Annotated in this window: 32 protein-coding genes; 12 read left to right on the top strand and 20 right to left on the bottom strand. The window is 58.0% G+C overall.

Annotation, left to right across the window (positions count from 1 at the left end; all coding sequences use genetic code 11):
* Window positions 1-17: 17 nt before the first annotated feature.
* The 20 genes from mutY to AC2VLR_RS04140 all read right to left on the bottom strand — a co-directional run bounded on the left by mutY (window position 18) and on the right by AC2VLR_RS04140 (window position 14,942).
* The gene (mutY, locus tag AC2VLR_RS04235) at window positions 18-1,133 is read right to left on the bottom strand and encodes an A/G-specific adenine glycosylase (RefSeq protein ID WP_486880990.1); all 1,116 of its coding nucleotides are present in this window, start codon (window positions 1,131-1,133) and stop codon (window positions 18-20) included.
* Window positions 1,130-2,461, bottom strand: a complete 1,332-nt coding sequence (locus tag AC2VLR_RS04230) for an AsmA family protein (RefSeq protein ID WP_486880989.1) — start codon at window positions 2,459-2,461, stop codon at window positions 1,130-1,132. The genes mutY and AC2VLR_RS04230 overlap by 4 nt, the downstream gene beginning before the upstream one ends.
* Window positions 2,430-4,142, bottom strand: a complete 1,713-nt coding sequence (gene ptsP, locus AC2VLR_RS04225; RefSeq protein WP_486880988.1) for a phosphoenolpyruvate--protein phosphotransferase — start codon at window positions 4,140-4,142, stop codon at window positions 2,430-2,432. Before ptsP ends, AC2VLR_RS04230 begins: the two co-directional genes overlap by 32 nt.
* Window positions 4,139-4,411: an HPr family phosphocarrier protein gene (locus tag AC2VLR_RS04220; RefSeq protein ID WP_486880987.1), complete on the bottom strand. Its 273-nt coding sequence runs from the start codon at window positions 4,409-4,411 to the stop codon at window positions 4,139-4,141. The genes ptsP and AC2VLR_RS04220 overlap by 4 nt, the downstream gene beginning before the upstream one ends.
* Before the next feature lie 110 nt (window positions 4,412-4,521).
* Window positions 4,522-4,941, bottom strand: coding sequence for a PTS sugar transporter subunit IIA (locus tag AC2VLR_RS04215; protein ID WP_486880986.1), 420 nt, complete (start codon window positions 4,939-4,941; stop codon window positions 4,522-4,524).
* Window positions 4,938-5,840, bottom strand: coding sequence for an RNase adapter RapZ (rapZ, locus tag AC2VLR_RS04210; protein ID WP_486880985.1), 903 nt, complete (start codon window positions 5,838-5,840; stop codon window positions 4,938-4,940). The genes AC2VLR_RS04215 and rapZ overlap by 4 nt, the downstream gene beginning before the upstream one ends.
* Window positions 5,837-6,769, bottom strand: coding sequence for an HPr(Ser) kinase/phosphatase (hprK, locus tag AC2VLR_RS04205; protein WP_486880984.1), 933 nt, complete (start codon window positions 6,767-6,769; stop codon window positions 5,837-5,839). The genes rapZ and hprK overlap by 4 nt, the downstream gene beginning before the upstream one ends.
* A 20-nt stretch (window positions 6,770-6,789) precedes the next feature.
* Window positions 6,790-7,236, bottom strand: coding sequence for a PTS sugar transporter subunit IIA (locus AC2VLR_RS04200; RefSeq protein ID WP_486880983.1), 447 nt, complete (start codon window positions 7,234-7,236; stop codon window positions 6,790-6,792).
* A 9-nt stretch (window positions 7,237-7,245) separates the two neighbouring features.
* Window positions 7,246-7,587 carry a ribosome hibernation-promoting factor, HPF/YfiA family gene (gene hpf / locus AC2VLR_RS04195; RefSeq protein WP_215842511.1) on the bottom strand — a complete coding sequence of 114 codons (342 nt, stop codon included), beginning with the start codon at window positions 7,585-7,587 and terminating at the stop codon, window positions 7,246-7,248.
* Between the two features lie 120 nt (window positions 7,588-7,707).
* Window positions 7,708-9,141 carry an RNA polymerase factor sigma-54 gene (locus AC2VLR_RS04190; RefSeq protein ID WP_486880982.1) on the bottom strand — a complete coding sequence of 478 codons (1,434 nt, stop codon included), beginning with the start codon at window positions 9,139-9,141 and terminating at the stop codon, window positions 7,708-7,710.
* Window positions 9,142-9,153: 12 nt separating this feature from the next.
* On the bottom strand, window positions 9,154-9,879 hold the full coding sequence (lptB, locus tag AC2VLR_RS04185) for an LPS export ABC transporter ATP-binding protein (RefSeq protein ID WP_486880981.1): 726 nt from the start codon (window positions 9,877-9,879) through the stop codon (window positions 9,154-9,156).
* On the bottom strand, window positions 9,876-10,391 hold the full coding sequence (gene lptA / locus AC2VLR_RS04180; RefSeq protein ID WP_486880980.1) for a lipopolysaccharide transport periplasmic protein LptA: 516 nt from the start codon (window positions 10,389-10,391) through the stop codon (window positions 9,876-9,878). Before lptA ends, lptB begins: the two co-directional genes overlap by 4 nt.
* Before the next feature lie 19 nt (window positions 10,392-10,410).
* Window positions 10,411-10,965, bottom strand: a complete 555-nt coding sequence (lptC, locus tag AC2VLR_RS04175; RefSeq protein ID WP_486880978.1) for an LPS export ABC transporter periplasmic protein LptC — start codon at window positions 10,963-10,965, stop codon at window positions 10,411-10,413.
* On the bottom strand, window positions 10,965-11,516 hold the full coding sequence (locus AC2VLR_RS04170; RefSeq protein WP_486880977.1) for a KdsC family phosphatase: 552 nt from the start codon (window positions 11,514-11,516) through the stop codon (window positions 10,965-10,967). Before AC2VLR_RS04170 ends, lptC begins: the two co-directional genes overlap by 1 nt.
* Window positions 11,513-12,496 carry a KpsF/GutQ family sugar-phosphate isomerase gene (locus tag AC2VLR_RS04165; protein ID WP_486880976.1) on the bottom strand — a complete coding sequence of 328 codons (984 nt, stop codon included), beginning with the start codon at window positions 12,494-12,496 and terminating at the stop codon, window positions 11,513-11,515. Before AC2VLR_RS04165 ends, AC2VLR_RS04170 begins: the two co-directional genes overlap by 4 nt.
* Window positions 12,497-12,508: 12 nt before the next feature.
* Window positions 12,509-12,790, bottom strand: a complete 282-nt coding sequence (locus AC2VLR_RS04160) for a hypothetical protein (protein WP_215842505.1) — start codon at window positions 12,788-12,790, stop codon at window positions 12,509-12,511.
* 32 nt (window positions 12,791-12,822) lie between these two features.
* A complete protein-coding gene (locus tag AC2VLR_RS04155) occupies window positions 12,823-13,257 on the bottom strand; it encodes a hypothetical protein (protein ID WP_486880975.1) in 435 nt (144 codons plus the stop codon).
* Complete coding sequence (locus tag AC2VLR_RS04150) at window positions 13,247-13,534, bottom strand: glycosyltransferase family protein (RefSeq protein WP_486880974.1); 288 nt, start codon at window positions 13,532-13,534, stop codon at window positions 13,247-13,249. Before AC2VLR_RS04150 ends, AC2VLR_RS04155 begins: the two co-directional genes overlap by 11 nt.
* Window positions 13,492-13,923, bottom strand: coding sequence for a sugar phosphate nucleotidyltransferase (locus AC2VLR_RS04145; RefSeq protein ID WP_486880973.1), 432 nt, complete (start codon window positions 13,921-13,923; stop codon window positions 13,492-13,494). The genes AC2VLR_RS04150 and AC2VLR_RS04145 overlap by 43 nt, the downstream gene beginning before the upstream one ends.
* Window positions 13,920-14,942: an aminoglycoside phosphotransferase family protein gene (locus AC2VLR_RS04140; RefSeq protein WP_486880972.1), complete on the bottom strand. Its 1,023-nt coding sequence runs from the start codon at window positions 14,940-14,942 to the stop codon at window positions 13,920-13,922. The genes AC2VLR_RS04145 and AC2VLR_RS04140 overlap by 4 nt, the downstream gene beginning before the upstream one ends.
* A 29-nt stretch (window positions 14,943-14,971) precedes the next feature.
* On the opposite strand from AC2VLR_RS04140, the gene AC2VLR_RS04135 reads away from it, so the two are divergent.
* From AC2VLR_RS04135 to hisA, 12 genes are all read left to right on the top strand, one after another.
* A complete protein-coding gene (locus AC2VLR_RS04135) occupies window positions 14,972-17,164 on the top strand; it encodes an LPS-assembly protein LptD (protein ID WP_486880971.1) in 2,193 nt (730 codons plus the stop codon).
* The gene (locus AC2VLR_RS04130; protein ID WP_486880970.1) at window positions 17,164-18,603 is read left to right on the top strand and encodes a peptidylprolyl isomerase; all 1,440 of its coding nucleotides are present in this window, start codon (window positions 17,164-17,166) and stop codon (window positions 18,601-18,603) included. The genes AC2VLR_RS04135 and AC2VLR_RS04130 overlap by 1 nt, the downstream gene beginning before the upstream one ends.
* Entirely contained in the window at window positions 18,596-19,414 is an 819-nt protein-coding gene (locus AC2VLR_RS04125) for an ABC transporter permease (protein ID WP_486880969.1), read from the top strand. The genes AC2VLR_RS04130 and AC2VLR_RS04125 overlap by 8 nt, the downstream gene beginning before the upstream one ends.
* An 83-nt stretch (window positions 19,415-19,497) precedes the next feature.
* Window positions 19,498-19,740: a BolA family protein gene (locus AC2VLR_RS04120; RefSeq protein ID WP_486880968.1), complete on the top strand. Its 243-nt coding sequence runs from the start codon at window positions 19,498-19,500 to the stop codon at window positions 19,738-19,740.
* Between the two features lie 35 nt (window positions 19,741-19,775).
* Window positions 19,776-20,099: a Grx4 family monothiol glutaredoxin gene (gene grxD / locus AC2VLR_RS04115; protein WP_215842500.1), complete on the top strand. Its 324-nt coding sequence runs from the start codon at window positions 19,776-19,778 to the stop codon at window positions 20,097-20,099.
* Between the two features lie 18 nt (window positions 20,100-20,117).
* Window positions 20,118-21,395: a UDP-N-acetylglucosamine 1-carboxyvinyltransferase gene (murA, locus tag AC2VLR_RS04110; RefSeq protein ID WP_486880967.1), complete on the top strand. Its 1,278-nt coding sequence runs from the start codon at window positions 20,118-20,120 to the stop codon at window positions 21,393-21,395.
* Window positions 21,392-22,048 carry an ATP phosphoribosyltransferase gene (gene hisG, locus AC2VLR_RS04105; protein ID WP_486880966.1) on the top strand — a complete coding sequence of 219 codons (657 nt, stop codon included), beginning with the start codon at window positions 21,392-21,394 and terminating at the stop codon, window positions 22,046-22,048. The genes murA and hisG overlap by 4 nt, the downstream gene beginning before the upstream one ends.
* Window positions 22,035-23,336, top strand: a complete 1,302-nt coding sequence (gene hisD, locus AC2VLR_RS04100) for a histidinol dehydrogenase (protein WP_486880965.1) — start codon at window positions 22,035-22,037, stop codon at window positions 23,334-23,336. The genes hisG and hisD overlap by 14 nt, the downstream gene beginning before the upstream one ends.
* On the top strand, window positions 23,333-24,403 hold the full coding sequence (gene hisC, locus AC2VLR_RS04095) for a histidinol-phosphate transaminase (RefSeq protein WP_486880964.1): 1,071 nt from the start codon (window positions 23,333-23,335) through the stop codon (window positions 24,401-24,403). Before hisD ends, hisC begins: the two co-directional genes overlap by 4 nt.
* Window positions 24,400-24,999, top strand: a complete 600-nt coding sequence (gene hisB, locus AC2VLR_RS04090; RefSeq protein WP_215842495.1) for an imidazoleglycerol-phosphate dehydratase HisB — start codon at window positions 24,400-24,402, stop codon at window positions 24,997-24,999. Before hisC ends, hisB begins: the two co-directional genes overlap by 4 nt.
* On the top strand, window positions 24,996-25,661 hold the full coding sequence (gene hisH / locus AC2VLR_RS04085) for an imidazole glycerol phosphate synthase subunit HisH (protein ID WP_215842494.1): 666 nt from the start codon (window positions 24,996-24,998) through the stop codon (window positions 25,659-25,661). The genes hisB and hisH overlap by 4 nt, the downstream gene beginning before the upstream one ends.
* Window positions 25,662-25,700: 39 nt before the next feature.
* Window positions 25,701-26,429: a 1-(5-phosphoribosyl)-5-[(5-phosphoribosylamino)methylideneamino]imidazole-4-carboxamide isomerase gene (hisA, locus tag AC2VLR_RS04080; protein WP_215842493.1), complete on the top strand. Its 729-nt coding sequence runs from the start codon at window positions 25,701-25,703 to the stop codon at window positions 26,427-26,429.
* Window positions 26,430-26,431 lie beyond the last annotated feature (2 nt).

Genomic DNA, 26,431 nt, shown 5'->3' with positions numbered 1-26,431 from the left:
CCTGCCTACCGGGCAAGTTATGATGAGCGGCTTAAAATCTTGCGAATCGGGGTTGGAAGCCCTTTGGCCAGCGCGGCTTCAGGAGCGTACCAATGCCCTGCACAAGCCTGATCTGCCACTTTTGTGCCCTGCTGATCATCTTGCAAGCGGATATGGATGCAACGGAAATACAATTGAAAGTGGGTGAATACATGCTTATAAAACGCTGTCAGCCCTTGCACTTCCACCACCAACCCATATTGCATGGCACAAAAATGACGCACCTGCTCGCGCAGCACGACGCCATCAGCCAGGGTATTCTGCTGAGCCGTACATGGAACAGGCTGTCCCGATAAGCCTTGAGGATGGAATTGCGGCAAACACCATAATCCACCCCATATACCGGAATCCGGCCTTTTTTCGAGAAACACCCGACCATCGCCATCTTCTATCTGTAAAAAGAAAACACAACGCTCCCGGGTATCGCGCTTGCGCAAGCTGAGCGGTAAGTGTTCGCTCAGCCTCTCCGCATAGGCCATACAGGAGCGTTGCAGAGGACATGCATCACAGCGGGGATGACGCGGCGTACAAATCATTGCCCCCAGATCCTGAATGGCCTGGTTGTAGGTATGCGCAGCAGTCGGCGTCAGCGCCTCGGCCAGCTCCCATAACTGCTGCAAGGTCCGGGTGGACTTGGGGTCACTACGAATTGCCTGGCTGCGGATCAATACGCGCCGGGCATTCGCATCCAGAATGGCCTCTTGTTGGTCATAAGCGCTGGCCAGCACGGCTGCTGCCGTACTCCGTCCAACCCCGGGCAAGGTTTCGGCAGCTTCCCGCGTATCGGGAAACTGTCCGGCAAAATCAGCACAGACTTTTTGCGCAGCGCGCTGGGCATTGCGGGCCCGGGCGTAATAGCCGAGCCCACTCCACAGAGCGAGAACCTGATCCTGGGGCGCCCGCGCCAGAGCCTCCCAGCTGGGCAAGGCCTGCAGAAATCGGGCGTAATAGGGTTTAACACTCTCTACCTGGGTTTGCTGCAGCATGATCTCGGCAAGCCAGAGGGCATAACTGTCCTGCGTCTGCCGCCAGGGCAGTTCATGACGCCCATTGTCGGCATACCAGGCCAGCAGGCTGTCGGCAATCGGGATCATGGTGCGGCTGCCTCAGAGCCGGTTTTTTTCGGGCTCTGAATGAGCACATCCTCGGCACGGATTTTTCCCCAGGTCAACTTGCCAATGTGCAGCGCTCCGGTCATCGGCCAATGCGCGGGAATACGGGGTAATATGGCCCCCGGCCCGGGTTTGGGAGCCGGAAGATAGGCACCCAGATTCAGCTGGCTGATGCGCAAATCCAGGTGCAGGGCCAGGGGTTTCCAGGACCCGCTGACCTGTCCCGACCAAAGGCTATGATCCAGCTGTCCCTGATCAATCTCCCAGTAAAAACGGGGATTTTTCCAGTTCAGTTCGCCAGCCATCATGAGCTGCTCCGGCACCTCGGGATTCTTGAGTTTCGGCCAGGGCAGCCCCCATTGCCGGGCCAATGCCGGCAGATGCTGCGCAGCCACCCGGTAGTGGGTCTGCCCGGAGCCTTGCGCCCAGGAAAAATGACTTTGTTCCAAACGGGCTTTGAAATCTGGCCCCATATCCAGGGTAGCGCTACCCATTTCCAGTATTTGCTGGCTCAGTTGTACATGCAGATCATGGACGGCCCCTTCTACTCGCCGCCCCTTATGGATCTGCCAGTGTAGTTGCATTGCCGGTATCCACAGGGATTGCTGCTGCATTTGCAGACTGGGCAGCTGTAAAGACCAGCTTTCCCAGGCGGGATGGCTGGCGATCAACAACTGCAGATGGTGTATGGAAAATTCCTTGCCAGACTGAAGCATCATCTGCAATTGCAGAGGACCGGTGTGCCGCTTCCAGGTCCAAACTCCGGTCACTGTACCCTTACCCGAGCGAGGCAGAGTGGCCGCGATGCCTGAGAGGGAGAGCTCATGTCCTGCCAGATCGTGCCAGCGCAGACGGCCGTTGCGGATCTGGATATCAGCGGGCAGCGTAAAACCTGTGGAGTTGTGGGATTTGGCCGAACCCGTTATCCCACCCCCGGGCCAGGGCAGATTGACAGCGGGTTGATCGAGAAGAATCTGCTGGATCTGCACTTTGCCGGTCAACAAAGGCCGCCAGGGCAAACTCAGCATCAGCCGCTGCACCTGCACGGCGGGCTGCCGTTCCGGCCCGATCCGCAAACCTTGTAAAAATACCTGCAGGTAGCGCTTTCCCCAATAAAAACGCGGATTATCCGCCAGATGTACGGGCATCTGCACCCGGACACCCAGATATTCTTCCAGGAGCAGGCGCGGTCCACCCACGAGCCAGAATATCAGCATAGCCAATCCCGACAGGAACAGGAGCAGCAGCAAACCCAGCCCGGTACGGCGCAGCCCTGCCTTAGCGATGTCCGGCCTCCAAGGGAACTGCAAACTCTCCGGCGAGAGCCCCCATAGCCAAGCCCTCGGCTTCCGCAATGGAGGTTTGGCGGATGATTTCCTTCACTTCCGGAATGGCACCCGGGTACATGCTGAACTCCCGCAGACCCAGGCCCAGCAGCAAGGGAGTAAATGCCGGATTAGCCGCCATTTCACCGCACATGGCTACCGGAATACCCTTGGCATGTCCGGCAGCGATGGTGTGCTGAATCATCCCGAGAACCCCGACATGGAGGGGATCAAAAAGGTCGTTCACATCATCATCCCCCCGGTCAACCGCCAGGGCATACTGGATGAGATCATTGGTTCCGATGGAGAAAAAATCCGCACAAGCGGCAAAATAATGGGCGGCCATAGCTACAGCGGGGACTTCCACCATGATTCCCAGGGGCATATCGGGATCGCAGTCCAGCCCCTCGCTGCGCAATTCTGTCTGCAATTCACTCACCAGCGCCCGACTTTGCAATAATTGACTCATACTGCTGAGCATGGGCAGCATCAAGCGGACCGGACCCAGGGCCGAAGCCCGCAAGATGGCCCGCAAATGCGGACGAAACCATTCGGGACGGCGCAGACACAGGCGCAATCCGCGCAAGCCCAGAGCCGGATTGAGGGCGTTATGCCCGGTCCCTTCATCCTCCTTCAGACCCTTGTCCGCGCCAATATCCAGAGAACGGATGGTCACCGGAGCTCCTGCCATTTCCCTGACAACCCGGGAAAAGGCCTGATACTGCTCCTCTTCATCGGGAATATCGGGACGGTTCATAAACAGAAACTCGCTGCGATACAAGCCCACACCGTCAGCATTCATGCGTCGCACCAGACTGGAGTCGTCGGGTAATTCAATATTGGCACGCAGATGAATAGTCACGCCATCCAGGGTGACGGCCGGCAGATCCCGCTGTTCTTCCAGAAGACGCCGACGCCGATGGCGTTGCTCCTGCAGCCCCTGATACTGGCTCAGTACCAGGGCGTCGGGGGCTACCAGAATGATTCCCTGGTCACCATCAACAATGACCGTGTCGCCACTGCGCAGCAGACGACTGGCGGAATGGGCCCCCACCACAGCAGGAAGCCCCAGACTGCGGGCCAGAATGGCAGCATGGGAGTTGGCCGCCCCGAAGTCGGTTACCCAGGCTAATACCTTGTCCTTTTTCATGAGCACGGTGTCTGCCGGAGACAACTCTTCGGCAATGATGATCTGGCCTTCGGCACTCTGCATTGCCGGCGGCTTGCCACCTACCAGCTGGCGCAATACCCGGTCAGTCACCTGGATGATGTCTTCGCGTTTGGCGCGCAGATAGGCATCTTCCATACGATCAAAAATCTCCAGCAGACGCTCCCGTTCCAGTTGAATGGCCCAGGCAGCATTCCGATGGTCTTCGCGGATGGAGCGCAGCGGTCTTTCCCGCAGGGCGGGATCATCGAGCATCAATAAATGGGCATCAATGAACAGGCGGGTATCCTGGGGCGCATCGGCAGGAATGACATCGCGCACCGCGAACAGTTCGTCACGGGCACTGCTGAGGGCCGCGCGCAGACGCAGAACCTCGTCTTCAACTGCCTCAGGAGCCAGCAGATGTTCGGGAATATCGAGGGTGGTCGGCTCCAATACCAGCGCCGTACCAATGGCAATGCCACCCGATGCTCCGATACCTGCCAGTTCAAAACTCATGTGTCTTCCCCGAATCGATCTGCAGCCAGGGCCAGCAAAGCATCAGCGCAGACTTGCTCTTGTTCGCCCTCGGTTTCCAGGGTCAGTACTGTTCCCTGAGCCGCTGCAAGGGTCATCAGCCCCATGATACTTTTCCCGTTAACTCTTTGGCCGTTTCTCTCCAGCCAGACTGCACAGGGATAACGTGCCGATAGACTGACGAATTTTGCCGAAGGCCGGGCATGTAATCCCAGCTGATTGATAATAGGATAATCCACGCGGACCGTCACAGTGCTTGCTCCACGGTAGTAAGTTGAGACTCAGGATATTACAGCATAACCCGCTATGGATTGAGGGGCTATACCGTCAGATTATATCTTAACCCCGCCCTGTGCCGGGTTCAGGGTGAAGAACAGGCAAGGGGTGCAGCGCGCTTGGCCAGGATGTCCACGACACCCTGGACAGCGCCATCCATGGCACCCTGGCGGGCTGCAGCCAGCCCTTCTTCACGTCGCGACAAGGCGCGCAGCAACATGGGCAGACTCAAACCACTCACTGCCGCCACCCGTTCCTCGGGAAGAATCGCTGGAATCAGATTGGCTGGCGTCGCCCCGTAAAGATCATTGAGAATCAGCATGGCATCATCATCCGCCAGATGTTCTATCAATTCCCAGAGACGCCGACGGCCATTTTCCGGACTTTCATCGGGGAGAATTTCCACCACCTCCACCGCCGCCGGCAATATCCCGTAAATATGTTGCAGGGTATTGGCAAAAGCCCCCCCCATACCCGCATGGGTCAGTAGCACAATATGGATCATGTCAAAGTCTCGGTGATGTTGAGTTCACGATGCTGAATCAGAACCCGTTGCCCCTTGCCCAGCAGCTCCCGTGCCAGCACCTCTACCATATACACACTGCGGTGTTGTCCCCCCGTGCAGCCCAGGGATACGGTCACATAATTACGGTGCTCCCGGGCAAAAGGCGGCAGCCAGATCCGGAGAAACTCCTTGAGAGATCCCATGGCTCCTTGCAGCTCGGGGCGGCCGGCCAGAAACGCCTGTACTGGCGGATCGCGCCCGGTCAAGGCGCGCAGTTCCGGTTCATAATGGGGGTTGGGCAGGGCCCGCAGATCAAACACAAAATCCGAATCCAGAGGCAGCCCCCTCTTGAACGCGAAGGACTGCAACAGCAGCACCAGTTCTCCGTAGTGGCGGGACGCCAGACTCCAGGCCTGCACCCGCAGACGCAGCTGGTGGGTATTGATCTGGGAGGTATCCAGCCTTTTATCGGCCATGTCGGCCAGGGGCTGTACCAGTTCCCGTTCTCTTTGCAGAGCCTTGAGCAGGGACTCACCGGGAGTAGCGGCGCTATCGTCCGTCAGCGGATGGCGGCGCCGGGTTTCACTGTAGCGTTGCAGGAGAGTGCTTTCGCTGGCCTCCAGAAAGAGGATGCGGGGATGGAGTCCATAGGCGTCCCGTAAATCTTTCAGCGCCTGGGGCAGGGCTGCGAAAAAATCACGGTTGCGCACGTCAATGCTGACCGCCGCCAGCAAGGCGTGCCCCTCACGATGGGCCAGTTGCGCACCGAATGCCAGCAGGAGGGTGGCAGGTAAATTGTCCGCACAATAATAGCCCTGATCTTCCAGGGCCTGCAGCACCGTGGATTTTCCCGAGCCGGACAGTCCACTGACAATAATGAAATCCCTTTCCATCGTCATTCCTCTCCGACACTCAAGCGCACCTGTTCTTCAAAGTCCGCCAGCATGTCGCCTCCTGACTCTTTCACATACTGACTGCGGGCTGCTGCTTCTACCAGTACCGCGAGATTGCGGGCGGCCGACACCGGAATGCGCAAACGGGTCAGGGGAACACCGAGAATATCGAGATGATCGACCTTACCCTGGAGACGGTCGATATCGGCCATTTCCATATCCTGCATATCCTGAATTTCGACCACCAGGCGAATACGCTTGGAACGCACAATGGCTGCCGCCCCGAAAAATTCCCGGATATTGATGATGCCCAGCCCCCGCACTTCCAGAAAATTTCGCAGCGGGGCGGGACAATGGCCGGTGATGATCTGTGGAGCCTCACGAATACACAGGACGCTGTCATCGGCCACCAGACGATGACCACGGCTGACCAGCTCCAGGGCCAGTTCACTTTTGCCGATACCGGCCTCACCCTGCAACAGCAAACCCACACCCAGCACATCCACCAACACCCCATGAACCTGCTGGCGGGCGGCAAGTTCACGATGCAGATAAAGCTGCAGACGGGCCAGCACTTTCTGCGCCTCCAGGGTGGTTGCCATGACCGCCACTTGGCGATTCTGGAGGATTTCCAGCATCTCCGGACTCAGGGTCTGTTTTTCACACAGCACGATGAGGCGCAGCTTTTCCGAAAGAAATTGCTCAAAGTTCTGGGGATGCTGGCGTAAAAACTGCAGCTCGCAGGTGCCTGCTATTTGTACGACATGGGGACGAATAAAATTCAGGAACCCAACCAGGGCGGCTCCGCCCACATCACTTTCTGCCCAGGGATCACCGCGCAAGTAAAAATCCTTACCGGGTCGGTAAAGACAATCCCAGAACATTTCCTTGTGGAGATCTTCGCAAAGCCGACGCAGACTGATTTGTCTTTCCATGCCTGCGTCTCCCCTGAAAGCTAGTCAGAATCGGTCAATACCGCAAAAAAACCAGTACTATCAGAAGCATTGAGCAAATCGGCACGCACCTCTTCGGAGGTCAGACGCACGGCCAGATTCGAAAGAATTTCGAGATGGGCTGTAGCTGCAGACTTGGGCACAGCAACAGCGATGAATACCCGCACGGCCAGTCCATCAGGAGCAGCAAAGGGGATGCCTTGGGCACTGCGCAGGGCTGCAACAGCCACATCCCTGGCGCCATCAATGCGCGCATGGGGCAGGGCTACGCCATGTCCGATCCCGGTGGAACCCTGGGCCTCCCGGCTTTTCAGGGCCTCAGCAATCAGGGCGGGGGATTGTCCCGTAGACTCTGCCAACAAGGCCGCCAGAGCTTCAAGCACTGCTCCGGCATCCGCAACCGGAGGATCAATCAGAATGTGTTGGGGACCTAAAGGCAGAGTCGTCATCGTCAGGGTTCATTCCGTCTCGGCAATCACGGCCAGACCGGCAGGATGATCGTTACGGCGGTCCTGCCGCTTTTCCTTGTAACTATCAATCTGACTCTCCAGCTTTTCCGTTACCAGATCCAGTGCCCGGTACATATCCGCGTGCCGGGATTCGGCGTGGAATACGTGGCCCGCCGCATACATGGTCACATCGGCCGTGTTTTCGGGATTCTCATGAGGCGCATGTTTCAGGACAACCCGGGCATCAATCACCTGATCAAAATGTCGATCAAGCTTGCCAATTTTTTCTTCTGCGTGGTTTTTCAAGGCTTCTGTCAGATCCAGGTGCTGACCGGTAATGGTAATTTGCATGGCGCTCTCCTGTCCTCTTGCGAGGCTTGTTTATGATAATCCCCCTGATGGGGTCCGGCTTCAGTGTAGCGCCAACTGCCGCGACAAAAAACCCTGCTGCGTCCTGCTGCAGATGGAAACCTAAAGCCGCCGCCGCTGGCTGGCGGGAGGAATATTGGCTGCTTCCCGATACTTGGCTACGGTCCGGCGGGCAATCTGGATGCCCTGCTCGGCAAGTACCTTGGCAATTTCCGCGTCACTCAGGGGATGTTTGGGATTCTCGGCCTGGGTCAATTTGATCAACAAGGCACGAATGGCCGTCGCCGATGCCGAACCGCCACTGTCCGTTCCCACATGACTGGAAAAAAAGTACTTGAACTCGTAAAGACCTCGGGGAGTGACCATGTATTTCTGATTGGTTACCCGGGAGACGGTGGACTCATGCATTTCCACAGCCTCGGCAATATGACGCAGCACCATGGGCCGCATGGACTCCGGGCCATTGCTGAAAAATTCCTTCTGCTTGTCGACAATGGCCCGGGCGACTTTCAGAATGGTTTCCTGGCGGCTTTGCAGGCTCTTGATGAACCAGCGCGCTTCATTGAGCTGATCTTGAATATATTTATGGGCGGCATCCTTGCCACCCGCCATCCCCGCATAGCGGCGGTTGATCCGCAGTTTGGGCATGGCCTCGGGGTTCAGATCCACCCGCAATCTTTTGCCGGACCAGCGGACGATGACATCAGGAATGACGTACTCGGTGTTTTCACTGCCGATTTCTTCACCGGGCTTGGGATTGAGGGCAGAAATCAGCGCCATGGCTGCTCCCAGTCTGCCTTCATCGACCCCCAGACTGGCACACAAACGGGAATAATCATGGCGGCCCAGGGCCTGCAAATGGTCCTGCACCAGCTTCATCGCCAGCTGCTGGACCTCCGGATCCACATCGGGCAACTGCCGGAGTTGCAGATAAAGACATTCCCCCAGATCCCGGGCTGCCACACCGGGAGGATCAAAGTCCTGAACACGCTGCAGAACATCCTGGAGAAGGGACGTTTCGACCCCCATGGCGGCGGCAAGATCATCTGTACTTTCTATCAGGTACCCACGCTCATCAACGGCATCAATGATCATCTCGGCCATGCTGCGCTCATCAGGACTGAAGTGGGTCATATCCGCCTGCCAGCGCAGGTAGTCCTGGAGACTCTGACTGTGGCTGTTGCGCGCCTCAAAATCGGGAAGTTCATCATCAGAACCGCCGCCTGAAGCACTGGTACCCATATCAAATACGTCATCCCACTGACTGTCGAGGGGCAATTCATCCGGCAGGGTATCTTCAGCAGCCAAATCGAGCTGGCGATCTTCGCCGGGCGCCTCACTGGGTTCCGGTGCTGAACCCGGTACCCCAGCTTCTTCGCCGGAAGTATCCTCATCCAGCAGAGGATTGCTTTCCAGCATCTCCTGCACTTCCTGCTGCAGGTCAACCGTCGACAACTGCAGTAGACGAATGGCCTGTTGCAGTTGCGGGGTCATGGCCAGATGCTGACCGAGTTTGAGTTCTAAACCTTGTTTCATGTCTTTCCAGATTCAGATTCTGAACTGATCTCCCAGATATACCTGACGCACCATCGGATCATCCACAATTTCCTGGGGGCTTCCGGCCGTCAGCACCTTGCCATCATGCAGTATATAGGCGCGTTCGCAAATCCCTAATGTTTCGCGCACATTATGATCGGTAATCAGAATACCAATGCCGCGCTCCCGCAAGTCCTCAATCAAACGCTGGATTTCCAGCACCGAGATCGGGTCGATGCCAGCGAAAGGTTCATCGAGCAGGATGAAGCGCGGGCTCATGGCCAATGCACGGGCGATTTCCACCCGTCGGCGCTCGCCGCCGGAAAGACTATGTCCCTTGGTATCGCGCAGCATTCCCAGATGCAATTCGGCCAAAAGCTGTTCCAGACGATCCTGCCGCTCTGTCTTGCTGAGGGGCAGAATTTCCAGAACCGCGAGAATATTGTCTGCTGCTGTCATCTGCCGGAATACCGAAGGCTCCTGGGGCAGGTAACCCAGGCCCATCCGCGCACGTTCGTGCATGGGCAGGGCGGTAATATCCCGCTGTTGCAGAAAAATATGGCCACGGTCAGGGCGCACCAACCCGACCATCATATAAAAGGTAGTGGTCTTTCCAGCGCCGTTGGGGCCCAGCAGACCGACTACTTCGCCGGCTGCGACCTCGACGGATACATCGCGGACTACCGTGCGGCGGCGGTAGGATTTGACCAGGGACTGGGCCTGGAGCAGATCGCTCATGGCCTCCCACCGCTGGCAGAGCGGTTGGCTGCTGCAGGATAAAATACGGAGTGGACGCGCTGTCCGGGCGCGGCGGTCACTGCCGTCTGCTGGTTGTTGAGAAAGTAGGTCACCCGCTGGCCGCTGATTTCGTTTTTTTCCTGCCAGAGATGGGCATCCCCCTGCAAAACAATTTCCGCCGTTCCCGGCTTGTAAATCAGGGTATCGCCATAACCATGCCGCTGCGCGCTGGACATGGTAAAGCTGACCGGACTTCCCGTGGCTGTGGCCGTTTGCACCTTACCCTGCAACGCGTCAATCACGAGCTTGTGGGCATGAATGACTACATCCCCCTGGGTCATGATCACGTTTCCCAGATAGGTTGCCTGCTGGGAAGGTTTATTTTCGGCATGGAGAGTATCGGCACTGATATGAATAGGCCCCTTGGCCAGAGGCGGCTGGGCGGCGGGTGCTGCCAGCGCCGCCCAGGAAACCAGCACCAGTCCCAGCGGCCAGTATGATCTGATCGACAAATGCTTACTCCGCATAAAGTTACGGCGCATAGACGCCACGCACATTCTGCAAAATATTGACCTCCTCGGTTTTGACCGATGCCCAGAGTCCTTTTCCGGTCATCCAGTCCTGTCCGTGTTCCAGACGGACGGCATCCTGGGTGCTAATAATGCCCGTTTGCGGATCATAGTGCACCTTCCCGGTCAGAAAACGGGTATCTGGTTTCAGCGTCCCGATGACGTTTCCCCACAGGGTAATGAGATGCGTCGAACCCTCGACTTTGCCCTGATCAGCACGCAAGTTCAGCTCCTGTCCGGGCCGGAAGCGTTTCACCACTACGTCACTGAGGATAGTTTGATCACGATGGGGTTCGTGATAGGCCGTATGCGCCGTGGCCAGCAAATCCAGCTTGCCGGCCGCATCATACTGGCGCATGACCACATCTTCTGCGGCCTGATCGCCCTTGTGGATTTGACCGTGCCAGTCAATCTGCGGCAACGCCAGCGGGCGCTGTGGCCAGGACCACCAGACCAGCCCGGCAAGAATCAGCACCAGCACCGTGAAACCCAGGCTGGGGAGACGCAGGCGCAACATTAGCAATGTCCCTTTTGGCTGGCCTGAAGCAAGAGCTCGGGCCAGCAACCCTTGGCCTGCAAAATCAGGTCACACAATTCACGCACAGCGCCGCGACCACCCTGATAGCGGCTTTGCCAATGGATCTGGTGGGCCAGTTCCGGGTGCGCGTCAGCAGGTGCCGTGGCCAATCCGGCGCGGAGCAAAATGGGGAGATCAATCAGATCGTCGCCCATATAGGCCACCACCGGGTCTTCGATCTGCAAGGCCAGCTTCAGCTCACGGTACGCCAGCAGTTTGTCCTTGCAGCCCTGAAAAAGGTGCTGGATACCCAGATCCCGGGCGCGGTGGGCCACCGCCGGAGAGAATCGTGCGGTAATGATGGCCAACTCCACTCCCCGGGACTGCAGCAGCTTGATCCCGTAACCATCGCGCACATGGAAGGCCTTGCTTTCGCAGCCGGCATCATCAAAATACAGGCGGCCATCGGTCATCACTCCGTCCACATCCAGGATCAGCAGCCGAATTTGCGCGGCACGTTCAGTCAGGGCTTGCGGCGCTAAAAGCATCATACAATCCCGGCCCGCAGCAAATCGTGCATATTCAATGCGCCAATCAGTTTGTGATCATCGTCCACCACCAGCAAGGCACCCACCCGATGACTTTCCATCAGGGCCAGAGCTTCGGCGGCCAGCGCCTCGGCACGGATACTGCGGGGTTGGGTATGGGCGAGGACCGCCATGGGTTGCTCCCAGAGATCCTGACGCTCGGCAAAGGCCCGGCGCAAATCGCCATCGGTAAAAATCCCCAAAACCCGGTCCTCAGCGTCCACTACCGCCGTCATGCCCAGCCCCTTGCTGGTCATTTCCAGGACCGCATCACGCATCAGGGTTTCCCGTTGCACTTTGGGCAGAGCCTGATCCCGATGCATCACGTCCTGGACCCGCAGCAGCAAGCGCTTGCCGAGACTGCCGCCGGGGTGGGAGAGGGCAAAATCGTCAGCCGAAAACCCCCGGGCCTGTAACAAGGCCATGGCCAGGGCGTCGCCCATGGCGAGTGTCGCCGTGGTAGAAGCTGTAGGCGCCAGATTCAGGGGACAGGCTTCGCGCTCCACACTGCAGTTGAGGTGCACAGCAGCGCTACGCGCCAGGGTCGACAGCGGATTTCCGGTCATGGCGATGAGGGGCACAGCCAGACGCTTGACTACCGGAAGAATGGCCAGCAACTCCGCCGTTTCTCCCGAATTGGACAGAGCCAGGAGGCAATCGGAGCGGGTCAGCATCCCGAGATCACCATGACTGCCTTCGGCGGGATGCAGGAACAAGGCCGGGCTACCGGTACTGGCCAGGGTCGCGGCGATTTTCTTGCCGATAATTCCGGACTTGCCCATGCCACTCACCACTACCCGCCCCGCGCATTGCAGCAGGAGCGCGCAGGCCTCGACAAAACTGTGATCGAGGCGCGCTTCCAGGGCTCCCACCGCCTCCGCCTCCAGCCGCAGTACATCGCGTCCGGTGGTCAGCAGAAGCTGCGCGTCCAGCTCGCCCGTCACGACCTTAAATCCTCAGCCTGCATTGTCACCGCTTTGTTCCTGGATGGCTTCATATACGGCATGGCAATGGGGATGGGCAGCCATGACCTTGTCGATGTCGGCAAAAGAGGTCTGGCGCAGCAAGGTCCAGCAGCGCATGTTCTCGGCGGCAAGATGCCGGGGATGCTGGACATACCAGTTACTGCTGTCCTTCGGCGTATTGCTGCTGACCGATACTTGTCCACGCGCCCACCACAACAACAGGGCGAATAGCGCCAAAGCGCCAATAATGACTAACGTATACACGATTTTCATAGATGATTCTGGTAGACCCGGCTCAAAATAAATCAAACTTCTTCTTGGTATTGCTGGTTCAACAAGGCAACCAACGCAGCTTCACGCTCCGTAACATCGGCCATCAGACTGGCGCTGAAAGCCTCCCAGAAGACCTGCAGACAGGCGAGATCGGCTCCCTCGGCGAACTGACTCAACACCTCTCCTACTTTTTCCATCACTTCGCGTAGTTGCAAGCTACTGCTCAGGGCATTTTTAATCTGCTCACGGGGATGGGGTATCCAGCTCCGGTCACTGGCGTAAGAGCGCAAGCGCTCGCCAAACTCCAGCACCCTTTTGCGCAATTTGCCGGCCAGACCAATCTGGGAACTGCGCAAATCCCCCCAGACTGCAAGCTCCATCAGTTCCAACCAGTCCCGCCGCCAGTGCTCCCGAGATTCACCGGGCACAGTTACCGCCTTCTGGACCGCTACCAGATCAAATTCCATCGTGCCGTATCCTGCAAGTTTCCTGCGCCAGCTGCCATCGCTCCGGCGTACCCACATCTGTCCATATTCCCTGATACAGGGTTCCCGCCACAATGCCCTCGGCAATCCACTGCCGCAACCAGGGAGCCAGGGGTGCCGACAGCTCCGGGTAAGCCTGCAGCAGGGCTGGGTCGATACGCGCGATGCCTGCATAAGTATGACGTTCTTCGCCCTGCAAAGCCACTACTCCCGCATTCAGGGCAAAGTCGCCAGCGGGATGCTCTGCAGGATTGGGCACCAGCACCAGATGTGCGGAAGCGGCATTTTCACGGAGGAGCAGATTCCAGGGGAATCCGTGCAAATATCGCCATTGACCAGCAGAAAAGGAGCTTTGCCCAGATAGGGCAGAGCCCGGATCAAAGCACCTCCAGTTTCCAGCCGCCCCGCTCTTTCGTCACTGTAGATGATTTTTACACCCTGCCAGTCATGCCCCAACCTCGCCACAATCTGATCACCGAGATGACCGATGTTGATAACGACCTCGCGGATACCCGCCGCCGCCAGCGATTCCAGGTGGCGCACGATGAGGGGCTTGCCGCCCACTTCCAGCAGGGGTTTGGGAAGATGATCCGTATAAGGACGCAAGCGTTCGCCGCGCCCGGCGGCAAGAATCATCGCCCGCATCATGCCGCCAGCCAGCGCACGAAGGTCGGGAGGTATGCACTCAACTGCGCATCTTCTGTCAAGGCATCCAGCACATATTTTCGAAATTGCGGCAGCAAATCCAGATATCCGGACTTGCCATCCCGATAAGCCAGGCGACAGAAAATGCCGAGAATCTTGAGATTACGTTGCAAGGCCATCCTTTCGACACTGCGCAGAAAGATATCTTGTGGCAGAGCCTTTAGGCCGGCGACAATCAGCCTGCGCTGAAAATCGAGAATCCAGTTTCGCCGTCGGGCCTGTCCCCAATCCCAATACCGGTCCCAGAGCAAGGAGGCGAGATCATAGGTCCAGGGCCCGGTCACGGCATCCTGAAAATCAATCATGGCCAGGCGCCAGGGCCTCGCCTGCACCATGAGATTACGGGCGTGAAAATCCCGATGCACCCACACCTGGGGCTGCTGCAAGGCATTGTCCACCAGGAGCCCGAAAAGCTGTTGCAATACCTGTCGCTCATTTTCATCCAGGTTCATGCCCAGATGCTTGCGCAAATACCAGTCCTGGAATAAAGCCAGCTCATCCTCCAGACGTTGCCGGGAAAAACAGGGCAAGAGGGGTCGGGATGTATCAGCACTGCCAGCCCGCTGCAGCGCGATGATCAGATCCAGGGACTGCTGCAACCACAGATCGCTATGGGTACCCGCATCGATCATGGTCTTGAGGTCTGTATTCCCCAAATCCTCCAGCAAAACAAATCCCGGCTGCAACTGCGCCGCGAGAATGCGGGGTACCGGCAGTCCGGCATTCTGCCAACGCCTTTGCACCCGCAAAAAGGGCAAAATATCCTCCGGCGCCGGAGCATCCATAAACAGCCTTTGCCCGGTCAGCCGCCAGTAGCGCCGGGCACTGGCGTCTCCGGGAATGGCCTGGACCTGCGCGGGGTTCACTCCCCGGCTGCGTAACCAGGCTGCAGCATGTACCGTCAGACCCTCCGCAGAAATCGTCGGCGCCGTGATGTTGTTCGATTTTAGAGATTGCGACATAAAAGCATTTTGTGCGATTTTAGGCGCCTATGAAAAGCCCTCTCCAGCAGCTTCGTGATTTTCGGCATGGCAGTCCGCTTCCATCCGGACCCAGCGCTGTATCACGACGGCGGATTTATCTGGCGCTGCTGGCAACCTTGTTGAGTCCCGGCCTGGCCTGGGCGGCGCTGGAAAAACCCGTCACCCTTTACGCCGACCAGGTCAACGGGCTGGGTAGCGGCCATTGGACGGCCGCCGGCAATGTCGAAGTCCTCTATGGAGACAGACGGGTATATGCCGATACGGTGCACTACGACCAGCGCAAGGATGAAATTCTGGCGGACGGCCATGTGCGCATGGTCAGCCCGGGTCTGGTTACGGCAGCACCACAGGCTACCATTCATCTCAAGGCCAACGAGGGAGTGGTCGTACACCCCCGTTATCTGCTCGAAGCCGAGCAGGGACATGGTCATGCTCAAAGTGGTCGGGAGTTGAGCAAGGGTCACTATCAACTCAATGAGGCCTGCTACACCACCTGCCACGGCAAAGTCCCGGCCTGGCAACTCTGGAGCAGCCAGCTGGACCTCAACCAGAACAATAATTATGTGACCACCCGAAATACCACCCTGAATGTGGCGGGAGTGCCGGTATTCTGGATGCCCTATTTCAGCTTCCCCCTCAAACGCCATTCGGGCTTTCTGGCTCCGGGGGTAGGCAGTTCCACCATCAACGGCTTTTACCTGGGCATTCCCTATTATTTTGATATTGCCCGTAATCTGGATGACACCTTGACCCTGAATTATTTCACCCGCCGTGGGGTTATGCTGCAAAACGAGTTTCGTTATTTAGAGCCCAATTACAGCGGCAAGCTTTTTGTGGATTTGCTCCCCTCGGATCAACTCACCCATAAAAATGTCTGGGCTCTTTCCTGGCAACACAACCAGAACCTGGGCGACGGCTTCAGTTTCAACGTCAACTACAATCGTGTCAGTTACAAAAACTTTCTCTCGGACTTCGGCAGCACCGCTGGTTTCGGCAGCAGTTTCATTGGCGGGATTGGTAATGCTCCCTACATCACCTCTAGCGGGGGGATTTATTACAACAATGCCCACATCACTGCGGGCGCTGAGTTGCAGGGTTATCAGGAGCTCGCGCCAAACAGCAGCGCACCCTACGCCCAACTGCCCCGCCTTTATGCGGATGGCTACTGGCGGGTGGGACGCAATGGCTATTTTAACTGGCAGAGCAGCTTCAATTATTTTTCGGCAGCCACCGGCCCCATCGGCCAGCGTCTGGATTTGACTCCCACCCTCGGTTGGCGCTTCAGCCGGGGCTGGGGATTTCTCGAACCGCAGGCGCGGCTGTACTACAGCCATTACCAGATTCAGCGCAATGCGCCCTATGCCCGCGCCGTCAACCGCACCCTTCCCGCCCTGAGCCTGAAGGGGGGACTGAACTTTGTCCGCTACGGCAGCAATGGGAGTACCGCACTCCTGCAACCCCTGTTCAAATACACCTACATTCCCCTGCAGGCCCAGAATGACATACCCAATTTTGATGCCAGCGCCCCCTATCTGGATTTTCCCAACATTTTCTCCGACAACGTCCTCTATACCGGCAGTGATCGCATCAATGCCGCCAATCAGATTGCCTATGGTCTGCGCGGTACCTGGCTGACTCCCGGCGGCCGCCAGCTCTGGGAAGCCGCCGTGGGCCAGATTCGCTACTTCAATCAGCGGCAAATCAATCTTGCCGGAGACATCGTTCCCCAGAGCATCCAGTCCAATTATTTTTTCGAGGGGCAATACGCGCCGCTGGCGGACATGAACCTGCTCGCCAGCTCCCAGGTCAATCCCCGGAACGGCCAGCTTGACCGCCTCAACTTTCGCGCCCAATGGTTGCCCGGTCCCCAGCGGGTCATCAACCTCGACTATCGCTTTACCCGGGATTTCGTCGATCAAACCGGGGTTTCTGCTGCCTGGCCGGTCTTGAAGAACTGGCAGTTACTGGGGAGCTATCAGTATGATGTGACCGACAGCAAGCCTCTGGAGGAGCTGGTAGGGATCGGCTATGATGGCGGCTGCTGGGCAGCCCATATGATGGTTTATCATCAGATCCTGCTTGGCGGGCAGTCCAATAATGCTGTTTATTTCGAGATCGTGTTGCGCGGCCTAACCAGCCTGGGTAATGCCTCAACCGGTTTGCTCAGCCAGTATGTGCCGGGCGCCAGTATGGAGTTTTGATGTCCTGCAAACGTCGTCCACTTGTTATTGCCCTGGGTCTGTTACTCGGAACACTGCCTGTAGCGGGTTGGGCCAGCACCCCTTTTCTGAATCGGGATACCCTCCTGGCCCAGAGACCGGCGCCGGCCGCCTCGTCAGCACCAGCCACCCATACCTATTCAGAGAACTCGACGCTGGCCCCCATGACCGCACCGATGCCCAGCAATGCGGTGAATCTGGATAAAATCGTCGCTATCGTCAACGACAATATCATCACGTCCATGCAACTGGAGCAGCGGGTCAGCGCCGTCAGTGCCCACCTTCAGCAGAGCGATCCCAATGCCGTGCCTTCCGAGGACATTCTCCGCCGCCAGGTGCTGCAGCAGATGATTCTGCAGGATATCGAACTGCAGATGGCACAGCGTGCAAACATCAAGGTCGATAAGGGGATGCTGGATCAGGCCGTCAACAATCTGGCCCAGGCCAATCACATGACTGCTGATCAGTTAAGGGAAGCCCTGACCAGCCAGGGGCAATCCTGGGAGAGCTTCACCAACGATCTCAAGGATCGCATCATTGTGGATCGACTCATGCAGCAGGAAGTGGAAAGCCACGTCCATGTCGGCCCCGATGAAGTCAAAACCTTCGCCCATCAACTCAAGCAAATGGGTGGCGTCAGCTTTAATCTGCAGCAGATTTTCATCCCCCTGCCCAACAATCCGACCCCTAATGCCATCAGTGCCGCCCGTCAACAGGCCGCCGAGGTGAGAAATCATCTGATTGCCGGTGAAGACTTTTCGCGCCTCGCTGCCCAGGTCAGCAGTGGCCGTGACGCCCTGCAGGGTGGGCGCATTGGCTGGGTAAAAGCCGGCGAGCTGCCCGCTTCGGTATCCCAAAGTCTCATGTCCTTGAAAACCGGAGATATTAGTCCGGTGATTGCCGGCCCCACCGGTTTCCACATTTTCAAGCTCCTTGACAAGAAAGACGAGCAACCGACCATCACCGAAGTCAAGGCGGCGGCCATTGTGCTCAGAGCCGGAAGTGGCCTGCAACTCCAGGAAGCCGAAGCCCGCGCCCAGGATATCCAGACGGCCTTGCAGAATGGCAGCCGTTTCTCTGAACTCGCCCGCAACTACAGCCAGGACCCCAATACAGCCGCCAAAGGCGGGGAAATGGGCTGGATTACCCCCGGACAGTTGCCGGATACCCTCGAACGCACCCTGCTTACCCTGCAGCCCGGCGCGGTCAGCAGCCCGATTCGCGAGGGGGATGCCATCTATATTCTCCAGTCCCAGGGCCAACGCCAGCAGCCTGTGGAGGAAAAACAGATCATGGCGGCAGCGCGCATGCAACTGTTCAACCGCATTGTCCGGGAGCGTATGGAAGAGTGGCAGCACCGCATTCGCGATAGCGCTTATGTGGAAATCCTGGAACCGAGCCTGCGCGGCAGCGATGCCTGAAACCTTGGGTCAGCTTCCATCTGTATCTGATAGCGGCAGCGGTATGCGCGGCAGTATTGCCCCTACCTGGACCCTTTTTTACAAGGAAACCCTGCGTTTCAGTAAAGTCTGGCTGCAAACCATTGCCGCTCCGCTCATCACCACTATCCTCTATCTGGTGGTGTTTGGACATGCTCTGGGCAGCCATATCACCGTGTACCCGGGCGTCAGTTACACAGCCTTCATTGTGCCAGGTCTGATGATGATGTCGGTCTTGCAAAACGCCTTTGCCAACAGCTCTTCCAGCCTCATTCAATCCAAGGTGACCGGAAATATAGTGTTTGTGCTGCTCAGCCCGCTCACACCCAGCGAAATATTTACCGCCATGGTCGCCGCCTCGGTGTTTCGGGGTTTGTTGGTAGGGCTGGCGATTTTTGCGCTGGCCTTACTGTATTTGCATATTCCCATCCTTCACCCCCTGTGGATTCTGGTTTTTGCCATCCTCGGGGCCAGTGGCATGGGAAGCCTGGGCCTCATCGCCGGGCTCTGGGCTGAAAAATTCGACCAGATCGCTGGTTTTCAGAATTTTATCATCATGCCCCTGACCTTTCTGGCTGGCGTGTTTTATTCCGTCCAATCCCTGCCCAAAATCTGGCAGCAGGTTTCCCTGGTCAATCCTTTTTTCTATATCATTGATGGTTTTCGCTACGGTTTTTTTGCCGATTCGGATGTCAGTATCTGGGTCAGCCTGGGGGTCAGCCTGGCTTTTGCACTCATTACCGGCTTTTTTGCCTGGCGCCTGCTCGATCGCGGTTACAAACTGCGTCAGTAGTATCGGACCGCGCTTTGAAAAAGCCTCTACAGGGGATCACAAATCGCTGCTGATGGGATACAATGCTTCACATGAACGCGAACTTGATCAAATCACTCATTCAGCAGGAACTCCCGGATGCTCAGGTGGAAGTGCTGGGAGATGACGGCGCCCACTTCGAAGCACTGGTCATCTCAGCCACTTTTGTCGGCATGTCTCCGGTCAAACAACACCAGCGGGTTTATGCCGCCCTGGGTGAGCGTATGCGTGAAGAAATTCATGCGCTGTCTCTGCGCACCCTCACCCCTGACCAGGCGGAACAGATACGTCATTCTACCCGCCACTGAAACCCATTCACGCCGTATACGTAACGAGGATTAGCATGGCTACCATTCAAGAACTGATTCAGGAACAAGTTGAAAAACATCCGGTTGTACTTTACATGAAGGGCAATCCCCGCGCCCCGCAGTGCGGATTTTCGGCGCGCGCCGTGCAGTTGTTGCAACAGGCTGGCGTCAAGGAGCTTTTCACCGTAGATGTTCTGGCCGACCCGCAAATTCGTGACGGCATTAAGCAGTTTTCCAACTGGCCGACCATTCCCCAGTTGTATATCCAGGGTGAGTTTGTCGGCGGCTCCGATATCATGTCTGACCTCTACCAGCAGGGTGAACTCCAGAAACTGGTGGAGAAAGCCCAAAGCGTCTGAGGAGTCTGTAACCACCCTATGGACAAATTGCTGCTGCGTGGTAATGGCCCCCTGCGTGGCGAACTGCGGATATCCGGGGCAAAAAATGCGGCGTTGCCCTGTCTGGCCGCCACTTTGCTGGCCAAAGAGCCGGTGCAGTTGCGCAATATTCCCCACCTGCGGGATATTACCACTACCCTGGAACTGCTCAGCACCCTAGGAGCCAGGGTGCTGGTGGATGGCCAACTCGGCATTGAAGTAGATCCGAGGCCCGTACACTCCCTGGTAGCTCCCTACGAACTGGTAAAAACCATGCGGGCCTCCATTCTCGTGCTCGGCCCGCTGCTCGCCCGTCACGGTTCTGCGGAAGTCAGCCTCCCCGGTGGCTGCGCCATCGGCAGTCGTCCGGTCAGCGTGCATCTGAGTGGTTTGCAGGCTTTGGGCGCAGAAATCACGGTGGAAAATGGTTTTGTTAAAGCCCGGGCGGCGCGCCTCATCGGTACCCGGATTGTCATGGAAATCGTTTCTGTCACCGGCACTGAAAACCTGCTGATGGCGGCCACTCTCGCCGAAGGGCGCACCACTCTGGAAAATGCCGCCCGTGAGCCGGAAATTGTCGATCTGGCCCGCTGTCTCAATGCCATGGGCGCGCGCATTTCCGGTGCCGGAACGTCGGTCATCGAAATCGAAGGGGTCAAGGAACTGCATGGCGCCGAACACAGCGTAGTAGCTGACCGTATTGAAACCGGTACTTATCTGGTTGCGGCGGCTATGGCCGGAGGCGATGTCTGCCTGAAACGTACCGACGCCAGCCTGCTGGAAAGTGTCATCCTCAAGTTGCGCGAGGCCGGGGCAGAAGTGACCACGGGCGCCGATCTTATCCGCCTGCGCATGCACAAGCGCCCGCGCGCCGTGGATATCCGCACCGCTCCCTTTCCGGCTTTCCCCACAGATATGCAGGCCCAGTTCATGGCCCTCAACTGTATTGCCGAGGGCAGCGGGGTGATTACTGAAACCATTTTCGAAAACCGCTTCATGCACGTTTCCGAATTGCAGCGCCTCGGTGCCGAAATCACCGCCGACGGCAAAACTGCCGTGGTACGCGGCGTCCCCAAACTCCATGGCGCGCCGGTCATGGCCACGGATTTACGGGCATCAGCCTGCCTCGTGCTCGCGGGGCTGGTCGCGGAAGGAGAAACCCTCATCGACCGGATTTATCATCTCGATCGCGGCTATGAAGTTATCGAGGAAAAACTGGGGGCTCTCGGCGCGGATATTCGCCGCATCAGCAATAGTAGTCTCAGGAGCGCATCATGAATACCGGCATCACCATCGCCCTCTCCAAGGGCCGCATCCTTCAGGAAGCCATCCCTTTATTCGCAGGGGCAGGCATCGAACTGGCCGAAGATCCTGATGAATCGCGCAAGCTCATCATTCCCAGTACGGATCCTCAGGTCCGCTTTCTGGTCATCCGCGCCAGCGATGTGCCCACCTATGTGACCTGGGGTGCCGCTGATGTCGGCATTGCCGGCAAGGATGTGCTGCTGGAGCAGGAGGGGCTGGATTTGTATGAGCCACTGGACCTGCGTATTGGCCTGTGCCGCATGTCGGTAGCCGAACCCGCCGCCCTGGCGGCTACCGATGCCCCGCAACACTGGGAACGGGTGCGCATTGCCACCAAATATCCCCATATTACCCGTGACTACTTTCATGGCCGGGGCGTACAAACCGAAATCATCAAGCTCTACGGCAGCATGGAACTGGCGCCCCTGGTAGGATTGGCAGATCGGATTGTCGATCTGGTTTCCAGCGGCCGTACCCTGCGCGAAAACGGCTTGGTCGAGGTGGAGGAAATCATGCCGATTTCCAGCCGTCTGGTAGTTAACCGCGCCGCCATGAAACTCAAACGTCGTGCCATCGAACAATTGATCACCCAACTGGAGGCACAGGTAAGCCATGAACCGTCTTGATACCCGCGATCCCGATTTCACCCGGCAATTTCATGCCCTGCATGACTGGGATGCCAATCTGGATATGGCGGTGGAAAGCCGGGTCAGGGAAATTGTCACTGCGGTCCGTGACCAGGGCGATGCGGCTCTGCGCACTTTTACCGAGCGCTTTGACGGCCTCGCCACCCGCACTGCCGCCGAACTGGAAATACCCCGGGCGGACCTGGAAAAAGCCCTCCACAGCCTGGAGCCTCTGCAACGCGAGGCCTTGGAAGTAGCAGCCCAACGCATTCGTAGTTATCACGAACAGCAGCGCAGTGAAAGCTGGAGCTTCACGGAAAGCGATGGGACGCGATTGGGGCAACGCATTCTCCCCCTGTCCCGGGTAGGGATTTATGTTCCCGGCGGCAAGGCGGCCTACCCCAGCTCCGTTCTGATGAATGCCATTCCTGCCCGGGTTGCCGGCGTTGAAGAAATCATCATGGTGGTACCCACCCCCAAAGGTCAGGTCAATCCCTGGGTGCTGGCCGCTGCCGCCATCGCCGGAGTGCATCGGGTGTTTCGCATCGGTGGTGCCCAGGCCGTTGCCGCACTGGCTTATGGCACGGAGACGGTGCCCGCCGTCGACAAGATTGTCGGGCCCGGCAATATTTATGTGGCTACCGCCAAGCGCATGGTTTTTGGTCGGGTCGGCATAGACATGATTGCCGGACCCAGTGAAATTCTGGTTCTCAGCGATGCTTCAGCGCCAGCGGAATGGCTGGCCTGGGATCTGCTCTCCCAGGCCGAACATGATGAAATCGCCCAGAGTATTTTTATCAGCTGGGATGACGCCCACATTGAAGCGGTAGTCGCCGCCGTGGACAAGGCCCTGACCATGCTCGACCGTGCGCCCATCGCCGGCAAGAGCTGGGCCGATCGCGGTGCGGTCATCCGTGTGCGGGATCGCGCCGAGGCCTGCCAAGTTGCCAATCTGGTAGCCGCCGAGCATCTGGAACTGGCCGTCAGCGACCCGGAAAGCTGGCTGCCCGACATTCACAATGCCGGCGCCATCTTTATGGGCATCCATAGTTGCGAAGCCTTGGGCGACTATGTGGCAGGACCCAACCATGTCCTGCCCACGGGCGGCAGCGCCCGCTTCTCTTCCCCGCTGGGAGTGTATGACTTCGTCAAGCGCAGCAGCTTGATTCAGGCCAGCCCCGCCGGCGCCAATACCCTGGGGCGTCTGGCCGAACGCCTGGCTCTGGGTGAAGGCTTGACCGCCCATGCCCGTTCAGCCGCCTGCCGGGTGACGGATCACCAGTCATGAGTAGCCGGAGCCTGATGGAATCCTTATTGCGCCCGGAACTGCTGGCCAGCAAGGCCTACGCGGTCGCGCCCAGCAGCGGACTGATCAAGCTGGATGCCATGGAAAATCCTTATGGGCTACCCGATCTGCTTCATCAGGCCTGGCTGGAGAGCCTGGCGGATGCTCCCCTCAATCGTTACCCGGATCCTCATCCCGAATCCCTCATCAATGCGCTCAAAACCCATATCGGCTTGCCGGTCGGCATCGAACTGATGCTCGGTAACGGCTCCGACGAGTTGATTCAGATTCTGGTCACGGCCGTAGCTGGGACGGGGCGGCCGATCATGGCGGTGGACCCGAGTTTCGTGATGTACCGCCTGTTGGCCGGACAGTTGGGGCTGCCCTTTGTCGGCGTGCCCCTGGATGGGGAATTTCAGCTGGACCTGCCCGCCATGCTCCGGGCCATGAGCGAGCACCAGCCAGCCATCATTTTCCTCGACTGGCCCAACAACCCCAGTGGCAGCCTGTTCCCCGAGGCTGCCCTGGAGGCCATTATCCAGGCAGCTCCGGGTCTGGTTGTGGTGGATGAAGCCTATCATGCCTTCAGTCAGACCACTTTTGCCGGAAGGCTGGGACAGTATCCCAACCTGCTCCTCTTGCGCACCCTCTCCAAGGAGGGGCTGGCAGGATTACGTCTGGGGATGCTGGCCGGGCCCGCCGAGTGGATTCAGGAACTGGACAAACTACGTCTGCCCTACAATATCAACATCCTCACCCAGCGCAGTGCGGCTTTTTTTCTCCAGCACAGCACCATACTCGATGATCAGGCCGAGATTCTGCGTGCCGAGCGGGAAAGGCTGTTCAAGGCCATGGCCGCCCTGCACCTGACGGTCTGGCCGAGTGCGGCCAATTTCCTGCTGTTTCACGTTCCCGGCAAAGCCCCGGCCATTTATGACGGTCTGAAAAAAGGCGGGGTGCTGATCAAAGCCTTTACAGGTCACCCCCGTCTCGGCGACTATCTACGCGTAAGTATCGGCAAACCTGCCGAAAATAGCCGTTTTCTCTCCGTACTGGAGTCATTACTGTGAAGTCGCGTCAAGCCGAAGTCGAAAGAAACACCCTGGAGACCCAGATTCGTGTGCAGCTCAACCTGGATGGCAGCGGACAGGCGGATTTACACACCGGTCTGCCTTTCCTGGACCATATGATTCACCAGATTGTCCGCCATGGACTTTTTGATCTGCACATTCAGGCGCAGGGAGATCTGGAGATTGATGCCCACCACAGCGTCGAAGACATTGGCATCACCCTGGGCCAGGCCTTTGCCCGGGCAGTAGGGGATAAATCTGGCATCCAGCGCTACGGACATGCCTATGTGCCCCTGGACGAGGCCTTGTCCCGGGTCGTCGTAGATCTTTCCGGTCGTCCGGGCCTGGTATTTGCCGTGGAATTCCCCCGTGCCCAGGTCGGCGGCTTTGATGTGGACCTTTTTCATGAGTTTTTCCAGGGTTTCGTCAACCATGCCATGCTCACCCTGCATCTGGATGCCCTGCGCGGCCGCAACGCCCACCACATCGCTGAAACCCTGTTCAAGGCCTGTGGCCGCGCCCTGCGCATGGCCGTTACTCCCGACCCGCGCATGGCCGGCCATGTGCCCAGCACCAAAGGCACCTTGAGCTTATGAATGGCGCACGGGTGGGCATTATTGATTACGGCATGGGCAACTTGTATTCCGTGGCCAAAGCCGTGGAATATCTGGGTGGCAAGGCCATCGTCAGCGATCAGGTGAGTGAGCTGGCGACTACTGACCGGATTATTTTTCCCGGCGTCGGCGCTTTCGGGGATTGCATGGCCGCCCTGGAAGCCCGGGAGCTCAGTGATTTTGTCAGGGTGGCCGCCCAGACCCGCCCCTTTCTGGGCATCTGTCTGGGCATGCAAATGCTCATGGACAGCAGCGCAGAACACGGTGAACATGCGGGGCTTGGCCTGCTGCCGGGGCGGGTCATCCCTTTTCCCGAGGAAGCCCTGCAAACACCCGACGGGCAACGCCTGAAAATCCCCCACATGGGCTGGAATGAATTGCATCAACTGGTGGATCATCCGCTTTTTGCCGGCGTCCCCCAGAATGCCCGGTTTTATTTTGTGCATTCCTATTATGTGGAGCCTGCGGCACCGGAAATTCTGGCCGCCTTCAGTGACTACGCTTTCCCCTTCTGCGCGGCAGTAGCGGCGGACAACCTTTTTGCCTTGCAATGCCACCCGGAAAAAAGCGGCAATGCCGGACTTCGCCTGCTCGGCAATTTTCTCACCTGGGATGGCGATTGCGGCTCCCAATGTGCAATGTAAGCAGATGACGCTCAAAATGATTTTACGGAGGATGTTGTCATGTTGTTGATTCCGGCCATCGACCTCAAGGGCGGGAGTTGTGTGCGCTTGCGCCAGGGACGGATGGAAGACCATACCATTTTTTCCGATGACCCCGTAGCCACTGCCCAGCGCTGGGTAGATGGTGGCGCCAAACGCCTGCATATTGTCGATCTGGATGGTGCGGTACAAGGCACTCCCGTCAATGCCCAGGCTATTGCCGCCATCTGCGAACGCTTTCCCGATCTGGAAATCCAGGTCGGTGGCGGCATCCGCAGTGAGGAACAAATAGAAATCTACATCCAGGCGGGGGTCCGCTATGTCATCATCGGCACCCAGGCCGTCAAGGCTCCGGGATTCGTGCGGGACGCGGCCGTCAGCTTTCCGGGACATATCATGGTCGGCATCGACGCCCGGGACGGGAAAGTCGCTACCGAGGGCTGGTCCAAGCTGTCGCGTCATGATCCCGTAGATCTCGCCCAACATTTTGCTGCTGATGGTATCGAAGCCATCATATATACAGATATCAGCCGCGATGGCATGTTGAGCGGACCCAACATTCCCGCTACCGTCGCCCTGGCACAGGCGGTTCCTGTTCCCGTCATCGCCTCCGGCGGGATTGCCGATCTGCAGCAGGTGCTGGAACTCAAGGCCCATGAAGAAGACGGCATCACCGGCGCCATCACCGGGCGGGCCATTTATGAAGGCAGCCTGGATTTTGCCAGCGCTCGCGCCCAGGCCGAGGCTTAAGC

The sequence above is a fragment of the Acidithiobacillus sp. TH-A117 genome (assembly GCF_057473465.1).
Note: the sequence above shows the minus strand (reverse complement) of the source record. Positions and strands in the feature narration are given on the sequence as shown.